Here is an 11,133-nt window from a genome sequence, read left to right as displayed (position 1 = left end):
ATCAAAAAATTGAAACCATTAGACGTAATTTAAAAAAAGATACGGCCTCAATTGAAGTTCTAGATTTGGGTGCTGGTTCAATAAACGGAAAAAAGAATTCTCGAAGAAGAATAGCGGATATTGCCAAAAGCGCATTAAAGCCTTCAAAACAATCACAGTTGCTTTTTAGAATAGTTAACTATTTCAATCCCAGCACAATTCTCGAATTAGGAACGAGTTTAGGTACTTCTACAGCTTATTTGGCTTCTGCTGCTCCAAATTCTCAAATAATATCGCTCGAAGGTGCTCCAGAAATTGCTAATATTGCTCAAAAAAACTTCAACAACCTCAATATCCAAAATATTCAAATTTCTGTTGGCGATATTTCGAAAACACTTAACCCGGCATTAGAAAAATTAAAAAAAGTAGATTTTGTCTTTTTTGATGCAAATCATAAAAAAAAACCAACAATCGACTATTTTGAACAATGTTTGCCTTTTATCACCAATAATTCGGTATTTGTTTTCGATGATATTCATTGGTCAGCCGAAATGGAAGATGCTTGGAATTACATAAAACAGCATCAGAAGACTAAAGTTACAATAGACCTCTTTTATTTGGGTATTGTATTTTTTAAAAATGAACTTCAAAAGCAAAATTTTATAATTAGACAATAAAAATTAAATATCTGATTATCAATATATTATCAAATATTCCATTCTCAATACCCTAGAAAAATACTTAAAATCAAATAATATTTAAAAATTTTACAACATAGGTATTGTTTATAAGATTTTAATTTTTTACCTTTGCCCTCCCAAATAAGTGGAATTTTATAAAAATTTATAATGCCTACAATACAACAATTAGTAAGAAAAAGTAGAGTTAGAGCTACAAATCGCAGTAAATCAGCTGCTTTGGGTTCTTGTCCTCAAAAACGAGGAGTTTGTACACGTGTGTATACTACAACACCTAAAAAACCTAACTCAGCTATGAGAAAAGTGGCAAAGGTTAGATTGGTAAACAGTCAAGAAATTATTGCCTACATCCCTGGCGAGGGTCACAACTTGCAAGAGCACTCTATCGTGTTGGTAAGAGGAGGTAGGGTAAAAGACTTGCCTGGTGTACGTTATCATATTGTTCGTGGAGCGCTTGATACTGCCGGAGTTGAAGGTAGAAATCAAAGACGTTCAAAATACGGAACCAAAAAAGGTAAAGGTGGAGCAAAAGCACCTGCTAAAAAATAAATATTAATAAGATTAGACAGAATATAAATGAGAAAGTCGAGAGCCAAAAAGAGAATTTTAAGCCCAGATCCAAGGTTTAACGATACAATGATTACTCGTTTTGCCAATAATTTAATGTACGATGGCAAAAAAAGTGCAGCATTAACAACACTTTATGAGGCAATTGATATAGTATCTCAGAAAACCGAGCAAGATGGCTTGCAAGTTTGGAGAAAAGCATTAGAAAATGTAATGCCTTCTGTTGAAGTAAAAAGCAGACGTGTTGGAGGTTCTAACTTTCAGATACCTCAAGAAATTCGCCCAGACAGAAGAGTTTCTATGGGCATGAAATGGATGATTTCTTATGCTCGTCAAAGAAACGAAAAATCAATGGGGCAAAAATTAGCTGCTGAAATTATTGCTGCTTCTAAAGAAGAAGGTGCTTCTTTCAAAAAGAAAGAAGATGTGCATAAAATGGCAGAAGCTAACAAAGCGTATTCTCACTTTAGAGTATAAAATTTTATAAATAACCTATGAGCGATTTAAAATATACAAGAAACATTGGGATTGCTGCCCATATTGATGCTGGTAAAACCACTACAACTGAGCGTATTCTTTACTATACAGGTGTAAATCATAAAATTGGTGAGGTGCATGATGGCGCTGCCACTATGGACTGGATGGTCCAAGAGCAAGAGCGTGGTATTACTATTACTTCTGCTGCTACAACTTGTTTCTGGAATTATAGAAATAATAAATACAAAATAAATATTATTGATACCCCGGGTCACGTTGATTTTACAGTTGAGGTAAATCGTTCTTTACGTGTACTAGATGGGTTAGTTTTTTTGTTTTCAGCAGTTGATGGTGTTGAACCTCAATCTGAAACAAATTGGCGTTTAGCTAACAATTATAACGTTACGCGTTTGTGTTTTGTTAACAAGATGGATCGCTCTGGTGCAGATTTTCTAAACGTTGTAAAGCAAGTGCGTGAAATGTTAGGCGGAAATGCTCTTCCTTTGCAATTACCAATTGGAGCCGAGGAGAATTTTAAAGGTGTGGTAGATTTAGTAAATAACAGAGGTATTGTTTGGAATGAAGCTGACCAGGGAATGACATTTACTGTTGTTCCTATTCCTGATGATATGAAAGCTGAGGTAGCTGAATACAGAGGACTTTTGTTGGAAGCAATTGCGGAGTTTGACGACAAGTTAATGGAGAAATTCTTTGAAGATCCTAACTCTATTTCCGAACAAGAAATTCTAACCGCTCTGCGTAAAGCTTGTATTGCAGGTAAAGTAGTTCCTATGCTTTGCGGTTCTGCATTCAAAAATAAAGGTGTTCAAACCATGTTGGATTATGTAATGGAGATTTTACCTAGTCCGCTTGATAAAGATAATATTGTTGGTACAAATCCAAATACAGGCGAAGAGGTAACTCGTAAGCCGGATGCTAAAGAGCCTTTTACAGCTCTTGCATTTAAAATTGCAACCGATCCATTTGTTGGTCGCCTATGCTTCTTTAGAGCCTATGCAGGTCGTTTAGATGCAGGTTCTTATGTATTAAACACAAGAAGTGGCAATAAAGAACGTATTTCTCGTATTTTCCAAATGCATGCAAATAAACAAAATCCTGTCGATTTTATCGAAGCAGGAGATATTGGTGCTGCTGTTGGATTCAAGGATATTAAGACAGGAGATACACTTTGTGATGAAAAAAATCCAATTGTATTAGAAGCAATGCAATTCCCTGAACCGGTTATCGGTCTTGCTGTTGAGCCTAAAACGCAAGCAGATTTAGATAAACTAGGTATGGCTCTTGGTAAATTAGCAGAAGAAGATCCTACTTTCCGTGTTAAAACAGATGAAGATTCAGGACAAACCATCATTAGTGGTATGGGCGAGCTTCACTTAGAGATTATAGTTGACCGCTTAAAAAGAGAATTTAAAGTGGAAATCAATCAAGGTGCGCCTCAAGTAGCATATAAAGAAACTATTTCTCAAACTGTTGATCATAGAGAAGTTTACAAAAAACAAACCGGTGGTCGCGGTAAGTTTGCAGATATTGTTTTCAAAGTTGGTCCTGCTGATGACGATTTCGTAATTGATAAAAAGAATTTAGGATTACAATTTATAAACGAAATAAAAGGTGGTAATATTCCTCGTGAATTTGTTCCATCTGTAGAAAAAGGATTCCGTTCAGCAATGGTTAATGGTGTGTTAGCAGGTTATCCAATGGATAAAATGAAGGTAGTTCTAATAGATGGTTCTTACCATGCTGTTGACTCTGACGCATTATCATTCGAAATATGCGCTAAAACAGCCTATAGAGAAGCATTACCTAAATCTAAACCTGTATTGTTAGAGCCTATCATGAAGGTAGAAGTTATCACTCCTGAACAAAATATGGGTGATGTGGTTGGCGATTTAAATAAACGTAGAGGGCAAATTCAAGGAATGGATTCTAGAGCAGGAGCTCAGGTTGTAAAAGCGTTAGTACCATTATCCGAAATGTTTGGCTATGTTACTACTCTTAGAACAATTACATCTGGTAGAGCAACATCTACAATGGAATTCTCTCATTACGCAGATGCTCCTAAAAACGTTGCTGACGAAGTAATTGCAAAAGTAAAAGGAAAAACAGAAAAAGTTTAAATAATATAACGTTAAGGTTTAATAAATAGATGAGCCAAAAAATTAGAATAAAACTAAAATCATACGATCATAACTTGGTTGATAAGTCAGCTGAAAAAATCGTAAAAACAGTAAAAATGACTGGTGCAATTGTAAGCGGACCAATTCCTCTACCAACGCACAAAAATATTTATACTGTATTACGCGCACCTCACGTAAATAAAAAAGCTCGTGAGCAGTTCCAATTAAGCTCCTACAAAAGAATGCTTGATATCTATAGCTCAACATCTAAAACCGTTGATGCGCTGATGAAGTTGGAGTTGCCTAGCGGTGTTGAGGTTGAAATCAAAGTATGAGGTTAAAGCCGTTCCGTTTAGATTAACAAAAAAGAATAAACTAATAGTATATATATAAAATGTCAGGATTAATAGGTAAAAAAATTGGAATGACTAGCGTTTTCGGTGCCAATGGTAAATATACACCATGCACAATAATCGAAGCTGGTCCTTGCGTTGTATCGCAAGTAAAAACCTTAGAGAGTGATGGATATGAAGCACTTCAATTAGCATTTGATGATAAAAAGGAAAAGCATACATCAAATGCAATGAAAGGACACTTCAAAAAATCGAATGCAACTCCTAAGAGAAAATTAGTAGAGTTTAAAGGGTTTGAGGGAAAAAATCTAGGAGAACAAATTACTGTCGAAATGTTCGCTAAAGGTGATTTTGTTGATATAACTGGTACTTCAAAAGGAAAAGGTTTTCAAGGTGTTGTAAAAAGACACGGATTTAGTGGTGTTGGAGGAAGCACTCACGGTCAGCACGATCGTAGCAGAGCTCCAGGATCTAATGGTGCAGGATCTGACCCTTCAAGAGTATTTAAGGGGAAAAAGCATGCTGGAAGAACAGGTGGAAATCGTGTTAAAAAAGCAAACCTTGAAATAGTAGAAGTTTTAGCAGAGAAAAATCTTTTAGTAGTTAAAGGGTCTATACCTGGAGCTAAAGGATCTTATGTTACAGTTGAAAAATAATTAACAAATCGCAATGGAATTAGCAGTAGTAAATATAAGTGGCAAAAAAACTTCTAAGAAAGTTACACTTAATCAAGATATTTTTGGTATAGAACCTAATGATCATGCAATCTATTTGGATGTTAAGCAAATCTTAGCTAACAAGCGCCAAGGAACTCATAAAACAAAAGAGAGAGCTGAAGTTAATCGTACAACCAAAAAGCTAAAAAGACAAAAAGGTACTGGTGGCGCTCGTGCCGGCAGTAGAAAGTCTCCTGTTTTTGTTGGTGGTGGTACTGTATTCGGTCCTCGTCCTAGAGATTATTCTTTTAAGCTGAATAAGAAACTTAAGCAAGTAGCAAAGAAATCAGCTTTAACTTATAAAGCTAAAGACAATAATATTACTGTTATTGAAGATTTTAACTTTGAAGCTCCTAAAACAAAAAACTATATTGAGCTACTAAAAAATCTAGAACTTAGTTCAAAGAAAACGCTTCTTGTTGTGGGCGACTATAACAAAAATGTTTATTTGTCTGCACGAAATATTCCTAATGCTAAAGTTATAAAGGCATCAGAAATTAATACATATGATGTACTAAATGCAAGTAACTTAGTTTTAGCAGAAAGCTCTGTTCAAGAAATAGAAAAATTATTAGCAAACTAAGAGAAATAATAAGTAAGCAATGAAATCAATCATAGTAAAGCCTATCATTACAGAAAAAATGACTTCTAATAGCGAAAAATTTAATCGCTTTGGATTTGTTGTAGATGCTAAGGCAAATAAAATTGAAATAAAAAACGCGATTGAGAAAATGTATAGCGTAACGGTTGAAGCAATTCGCACAATGAATTACCTAGGCAAAGTAAAAACGCGTAATACAAAATCTGGTTTAGCAATCGGGCGAGTAAATAAGCACAAAAAGGCTATTGTGTCTTTAAAGAAAGGTGAAACAATTGATTTTTACAGTAATATATAAGTAAAATGGCATTAAAAAAATTAAGACCTCTTACTCCTGGTCAACGTTTTAAAGTAGTTAGTACATATGATGAAATTACCACCAATGTTCCTGAAAAGAGCTTATTAGTTGGTAAGAAAAGATCAGGTGGTCGTAATAATAGTGGTAAAATGACTATGCGCTATATAGGTGGTGGTCACAAGAAAAAGCTTAGATTAATTGATTTCAAAAGAGATAAGCATAATATTCCAGCTGTTGTTACTTCAGTTGAGTACGATCCTAATAGAACAGCAAATATTGCGTTGGTAACTTATTCTGATGGAGAGAAAAGATATATTCTTGCTCCAAATGGATTGAAAGTTGGACAAAAAATTATGTCTGGTCCAAAGGCAACTCCTGAAGTGGGAAATGCTATGTTCCTAAGCGATATTCCACTAGGTACATTAATATATAATATTGAGCTAAGACCTTCTCAAGGTGCAAATTTTGCAAGATCGGCCGGCTCTTATGCACAATTGTTGGCAAGAGAAGATAAGTATGCAGTTTTAAAAATGCCTTCTGGTGAAACTAGAAGAGTTTTATTAACTTGTATGGCTACTATTGGTACAGCTTCTAATGCAGATCACATTCTTGAAAGTCACGGTAAGGCTGGTAGAAAAAGATGGTTGGGTGTTAAGCCAAGAACTCGTGGTGTTGCAATGAATCCGGTAGATCATCCAATGGGTGGTGGTGAAGGTAGAGCTTCCGGTGGGCATCCAAGATCAAGAACTGGAGTTCCAGCTAAAGGTTACAAAACCAGAAAGCCAAAGAATCCAAGCAATAAATATATTATTGAAAGAAGAAAGAAATAACAAAAATTAATTAAGATATAAGATGGGAAGATCCATTAAAAAAGGACCGTTTATTGATTTTAAACTAGAAAAAAAAGTTCTAGTAATGAATGAGTCAAATAAGAAAACAGTTGTAAAAACTTGGGCAAGAAGATCAACAATTTCTCCGGATTTTGTTGGGCACACATTTGCTGTTCATAATGGTAACAAATTTATACCTGTATACGTAACAGAAAATATGGTTGGGCATAAACTTGGAGAGTTTGCACCTACAAGAACCTTTAGAGGTCACTCTGGAAATAATAAGACAGAAGCTAAAAAATAATTAGAAAATGGGAGCTAGAAAAAAAGAAAAAGCAGATAAAATTAAGGAAGCAAAAAAGACAACCTATTTTGCCAAACTCAATAATTGTCCTACATCTCCTAGAAAAATGAGAATGGTGGCCGATTTAATCAGAGGAAAAGATGTCTATACTGCATTGAATATTTTAAAATTCAATGTGAAAGAGTCGTCCAATAGATTAGAGAAATTGTTAGCTTCTGCAATTGCTAACTTTGAAGCAAAAACTGGTCAAAGACCTGATGAGGCTGGTTTAATTGTAAAAGAAGTATTTGTTGATAGTGCGGTTATGTTGAAACGGTTGAGAACAGCTCCTCAAGGGAGAGCTTATCGTGTAAGAAAGAGATCTAATCACGTAACGTTGTTTATCGATTATAAAAACAATCCTGTGCAAGCTGAGGTAGCAGAAACAGAAGAAACAGTAGCAGAATAATTAAAATTATTATAAAAATAGAATGGGACAAAAAGCAAATCCGATAGGTAATAGACTAGGAATCATCAAAGGTTGGGATTCTAACTGGTACGGTGGTAAACATTATGCTGAAAAACTTGTAGAAGATGAGAAAATAAGAAACTATCTTAAAGCTCGTCTTGCAAAAGGTGCTATCTCAAGAATTATAATTGAGAGAACCATGAAACTTATTACTGTTACCATTAATACTGCACGTCCCGGCATTATTATAGGAAAAGGTGGTCAAGAAGTTGATAAGATAAAAGAAGAGTTGAAAAAGATTACAAAGAAAGAAGTACAGATAAATATTTTTGAAATAAAACGCCCAGAACTAGATGCTCGATTAGCTGCAGATAGCATTGCTCGACAAATAGAAGGACGTATTTCTTATAGAAGAGCTATTAAGATGGTTATTGCATCCGCAATGAGAATGGGGGCAGAAGGGATAAAAGCAAAAATCTCCGGTCGTATTGGTGGTGCTGAGATGGCTCGTGCTGAAAGCTACAAAGAAGGAAGAACACCATTACATACATTCCGTGCTGACATTGATTATGCTCATGCAGAGGCACACACTACTTATGGTAGATTAGGTGTGAAAGTTTGGATTTGTAAAGGTGAAGTTTACGGAAAGAGAGATTTGTCTCCAAATATTGTATCTTCGACAGCTAATAAAGAAAAAAAGCAAGCCCCAAGATTTAACAACCCAAGAGGTGGAGCACAAGGAGGAAATAAAAAAAGAGGTCAATAAGATTAAATAAGCAAAAAGTTTAACTAGATAAGTAATATGTTACAGCCAAAGAAAACAAAGCATAGAAAAATGCACAAAGGCATGATGAAAGGCAACGCAAAACGCGGAGCGCAACTTTCATTTGGCTCATTTGGAATTAAGTCATTAGAAGAAGCGTGGATTACTGCTCGTCAGATTGAGGCGGCTAGGGTTGCTGTAACTCGTTTCATGAAACGTGAAGGTCAAATTTGGATAAATATTTTCCCTGATAAACCAGTTACTAAAAAGCCTGCAGAGGTTCGTATGGGTAAAGGTAAAGGTAATCCAGAATTATGGGTTGCAATCGTAAAACCAGGAAGGATTATTTTTGAAGCTGATGGAGTTCCAATGGCAGTTGCCAAAGAGGCATTGCGTTTGGCAGCACAGAAACTACCAATTACAACTAAATTTGTTGTGAGAAGAGATTACGTAGAAGAAAAAGCATAATAATTAGAATTATGAAACAAGAAGAAATAAAACAACTTTCAACTACAGATTTAGCTGAAAGAGTAAAAGGAGAAAAGGGAACATTGGAAAAATTGAAATTAAATCATGCAGTTTCTCCAATTGAAAATCCGCTTAAAATCAGAGCTCAAAGAAGATTAGTAGCTAGATTAAAAACAGAATTAAGACAAAGAGAACTTAAAGAAATAAAGAAATAATTTAGATGGAAACAAAAGATACATCAACAGCATCAACTAGAAAACTTAGGAAAGAAAAGATAGGTGTTGTTACTAGTAATAAAATGACAAAGTCAATAGTTATTGCTGTAGAAAGAAAAGTAAAACATCCTAAGTATGGTAAATTTATCAATAGAACTACTAAATTTGTAGCCCATGATGAAAAGAACGATGCTAAAATTGGAGATTTAGTGAAGGTTCAGGAAACAAGACCTATGAGCAAAACTAAACGTTGGAGATTAGTTGAGATTTTAGAAAGAGCGAAATAATATAATATAAATATCTAAATAACTATGGTACAGCAAGAGTCAAGATTAAGTGTTGCAGATAATAGTGGAGCAAAAGAAGTTCTCGTAATTAAAGTTTTAGGCGGAACAGGAAGACGTTATGCCTCTATTGGGGATAAAGTGGTTGTTACAGTTAAACATGCACTTCCTTCCGGAGGAGTAAAAAAGGGAACTGTATCTAAAGCGGTTGTTGTTAGAACTAAAAAAGAAATAAAAAGACCTGATGGTTCATATATAAGATTTGATGATAATGCAGTAGTTTTGTTAAATGCTACTGATGAATTAAGAGGAACTCGTATCTTTGGACCCGTTGCTAGAGAATTGAGAGATAAGCAATTTATGAAAATTGTTTCATTAGCACCAGAAGTACTATAAAATATTATAAAGAAGAGAAAAATGGCTAAGTTACATATTAAAAAAGGAGATTTAGTAAAGGTTATTGCCGGAGAAGCTAAAGGGCAAGAAGGCAAAATTCTTACTGTTGATACTAAAAAATTAAGAGCAACAGTAGAAGGTGTAAACATGATATCTAAACACACAAAACCTAATGCTAAAAGTCCTCAAGGAGGCATCGTAAAAAAAGAAGGTTCAATACATATATCAAACCTAATGTTAATCGACCCATCTACCGGAAAACCAACTAGACTTGGACGAAAGTTAGAAGGCGAAAAATTAGTTAGATATGCAAAAAAATCAGGGGAGGTAATTAAATAATGGCACACATTCCAAGACTAAAAGAAAAGTATAAGACACAAGTGGTGTCTAATCTTAAAAAGCAGTTTAATTATTCATCTGTTATGCAGGTGCCTAAACTGGAAAAAATTTGTATCAATCAAGGTATAGGAGATGCAGTAGCTGATAAGAAATTAATTGAATCAGCTGTAAAGGAAATGTCTAGCATTACTGGTCAAAAGGCTATAGCTACCTATTCTAAAAAAGATATTTCTAACTTTAAGCTTAGAAAAGGCGTGCCAATTGGTGTTAAGGTAACACTTAGAGGAGATACTATGTATGAATTTTTAGATAGATTGATTTCTGCCTCATTGCCTCGTATTAGAGATTTTAAAGGAATAAACGATAAAGGTTTTGATGGAAGAGGTAATTACACTTTAGGTGTTACAGAACAAATTATTTTTCCGGAAATAGATATTGATAAAGTAAGTAAAATTATGGGTATGGATATAACATTTGTTACATCTGCAGATACCGATGCAGAGGCACATGCTTTACTTGCAGAATTTGGTTTACCATTTAAGAATTTAAAAAAACAATCATAGAGCATGGCAAAAGAGTCAATGAAGGCCAGACAGGCTAAACGAGAAAAATTGGTTGCTAGATACGCAGAAAAAAGAGCTGCTCTTAAGGCTGCCGGTGATTATATCGGACTTAGTAAATTACCAAGAAATTCTTCTCCTGTAAGATTAAGAAACAGATGTAAACTTACTGGACGACCAAGAGGTTATTCTAGGCAGTTTGGTGTTTCAAGAAACACATTTAGAGAAATGGCTTTAAACGGAAAAATCCCGGGAGTAAGAAAAGCTAGCTGGTAATAATAATTTTTAAAAACAACTGAGATGACAGATACAATTTCTGATTACTTAACACGAGTAAGAAACGCAATAAAAGCAAATCACCGCATTGTCGAGATTCCTGCTTCAAATACGAAAAAGGAGATTACAAAAATATTGCATGAAAAGGGATATATTTTAAACTATAAATTTGAAGATACCGAGAATAAACAAGGGTCTATAAAAATTGCATTAAAGTATCATCCTGTTACAAAACAATCTGCAATAAAGGGATTGGAAAGAATTAGTTCTCCTGGATTGAGACAATATTCAAATGTAGATTCCATGCCTAAAGTATTAAATGGTTTAGGTGTAGCAATATTATCTACGTCAAAAGGTTTGATGACAGATAAGGAAGCTAAAAAACAAAATGTGGGTGGAGAAGTATTATGTTATATTTACTAATTA

At 34.5% G+C, this 11,133-nt stretch carries 20 protein-coding genes; all 20 read left to right on the top strand.

From position 1 onward, the window contains the following. The coding region (locus J0M08_09175) for a class I SAM-dependent methyltransferase (protein ID MBN8703226.1) at positions 1-656 on the top strand (656 nt) is incomplete at its 5' end. Positions 657-827: 171 nt separating this feature from the next. Next, on the top strand, positions 828-1,226 hold the full coding sequence (locus tag J0M08_09170) for a 30S ribosomal protein S12 (GenBank protein ID MBN8703225.1): 399 nt from the start codon (positions 828-830) through the stop codon (positions 1,224-1,226). Between the two features lie 27 nt (positions 1,227-1,253). Next, positions 1,254-1,721 (top strand): 30S ribosomal protein S7, encoded by a 468-nt coding sequence (gene rpsG, locus J0M08_09165; protein MBN8703224.1) that lies wholly within the window; start codon positions 1,254-1,256, stop codon positions 1,719-1,721. 17 nt (positions 1,722-1,738) lie between these two features. Further along, on the top strand, positions 1,739-3,859 hold the full coding sequence (fusA, locus tag J0M08_09160) for an elongation factor G (protein MBN8703223.1): 2,121 nt from the start codon (positions 1,739-1,741) through the stop codon (positions 3,857-3,859). A 29-nt stretch (positions 3,860-3,888) separates the two neighbouring features. Then, on the top strand, positions 3,889-4,194 hold the full coding sequence (gene rpsJ / locus J0M08_09155) for a 30S ribosomal protein S10 (protein MBN8703222.1): 306 nt from the start codon (positions 3,889-3,891) through the stop codon (positions 4,192-4,194). A gap of 59 nt (positions 4,195-4,253) precedes the next feature. Further along, positions 4,254-4,868, top strand: coding sequence for a 50S ribosomal protein L3 (rplC, locus tag J0M08_09150; protein MBN8703221.1), 615 nt, complete (start codon positions 4,254-4,256; stop codon positions 4,866-4,868). Positions 4,869-4,881: 13 nt separating this feature from the next. Next, positions 4,882-5,511: a 50S ribosomal protein L4 gene (rplD, locus tag J0M08_09145; protein ID MBN8703220.1), complete on the top strand. Its 630-nt coding sequence runs from the start codon at positions 4,882-4,884 to the stop codon at positions 5,509-5,511. A gap of 19 nt (positions 5,512-5,530) precedes the next feature. Next, positions 5,531-5,824 (top strand): 50S ribosomal protein L23, encoded by a 294-nt coding sequence (gene rplW / locus J0M08_09140; GenBank protein MBN8703219.1) that lies wholly within the window; start codon positions 5,531-5,533, stop codon positions 5,822-5,824. Between the two features lie 5 nt (positions 5,825-5,829). Continuing rightward, positions 5,830-6,654, top strand: coding sequence for a 50S ribosomal protein L2 (rplB, locus tag J0M08_09135; protein ID MBN8703218.1), 825 nt, complete (start codon positions 5,830-5,832; stop codon positions 6,652-6,654). Between the two features lie 22 nt (positions 6,655-6,676). Further along, positions 6,677-6,958 carry a 30S ribosomal protein S19 gene (rpsS, locus tag J0M08_09130; protein ID MBN8703217.1) on the top strand — a complete coding sequence of 94 codons (282 nt, stop codon included), beginning with the start codon at positions 6,677-6,679 and terminating at the stop codon, positions 6,956-6,958. Positions 6,959-6,965: 7 nt separating this feature from the next. Then, complete coding sequence (gene rplV / locus J0M08_09125) at positions 6,966-7,406, top strand: 50S ribosomal protein L22 (GenBank protein ID MBN8703216.1); 441 nt, start codon at positions 6,966-6,968, stop codon at positions 7,404-7,406. A 22-nt stretch (positions 7,407-7,428) separates the two neighbouring features. Beyond that, on the top strand, positions 7,429-8,172 hold the full coding sequence (gene rpsC / locus J0M08_09120) for a 30S ribosomal protein S3 (GenBank protein ID MBN8703215.1): 744 nt from the start codon (positions 7,429-7,431) through the stop codon (positions 8,170-8,172). Positions 8,173-8,208: 36 nt separating this feature from the next. Further along, positions 8,209-8,637 (top strand): 50S ribosomal protein L16, encoded by a 429-nt coding sequence (rplP, locus tag J0M08_09115; GenBank protein MBN8703214.1) that lies wholly within the window; start codon positions 8,209-8,211, stop codon positions 8,635-8,637. Between the two features lie 11 nt (positions 8,638-8,648). Continuing rightward, positions 8,649-8,852 (top strand): 50S ribosomal protein L29, encoded by a 204-nt coding sequence (rpmC, locus tag J0M08_09110; protein MBN8703213.1) that lies wholly within the window; start codon positions 8,649-8,651, stop codon positions 8,850-8,852. A 5-nt stretch (positions 8,853-8,857) separates the two neighbouring features. Beyond that, positions 8,858-9,139, top strand: coding sequence for a 30S ribosomal protein S17 (gene rpsQ / locus J0M08_09105; protein MBN8703212.1), 282 nt, complete (start codon positions 8,858-8,860; stop codon positions 9,137-9,139). A gap of 24 nt (positions 9,140-9,163) precedes the next feature. Further along, entirely contained in the window at positions 9,164-9,532 is a 369-nt protein-coding gene (gene rplN / locus J0M08_09100) for a 50S ribosomal protein L14 (protein ID MBN8703211.1), read from the top strand. Positions 9,533-9,553: 21 nt separating this feature from the next. After that, positions 9,554-9,871 (top strand): 50S ribosomal protein L24, encoded by a 318-nt coding sequence (gene rplX, locus J0M08_09095; protein ID MBN8703210.1) that lies wholly within the window; start codon positions 9,554-9,556, stop codon positions 9,869-9,871. A gap of 8 nt (positions 9,872-9,879) precedes the next feature. Beyond that, positions 9,880-10,434 (top strand): 50S ribosomal protein L5, encoded by a 555-nt coding sequence (rplE, locus tag J0M08_09090; protein MBN8703209.1) that lies wholly within the window; start codon positions 9,880-9,882, stop codon positions 10,432-10,434. 3 nt (positions 10,435-10,437) lie between these two features. Continuing rightward, positions 10,438-10,707, top strand: a complete 270-nt coding sequence (gene rpsN / locus J0M08_09085) for a 30S ribosomal protein S14 (GenBank protein ID MBN8703208.1) — start codon at positions 10,438-10,440, stop codon at positions 10,705-10,707. A 24-nt stretch (positions 10,708-10,731) separates the two neighbouring features. Further along, positions 10,732-11,130: a 30S ribosomal protein S8 gene (gene rpsH, locus J0M08_09080; GenBank protein ID MBN8703207.1), complete on the top strand. Its 399-nt coding sequence runs from the start codon at positions 10,732-10,734 to the stop codon at positions 11,128-11,130. Positions 11,131-11,133 lie beyond the last annotated feature (3 nt).

It is taken from the genome of Bacteroidota bacterium (assembly GCA_017303975.1).
In the GTDB taxonomy this organism is placed as follows: Bacteria; Bacteroidota; Bacteroidia; order JAFLBG01; family JAFLBG01; genus JAFLBG01.
The sequence above is the reverse complement of the archived record's forward strand: the minus strand, read 5'-3'. Positions and strand labels throughout refer to the sequence as shown.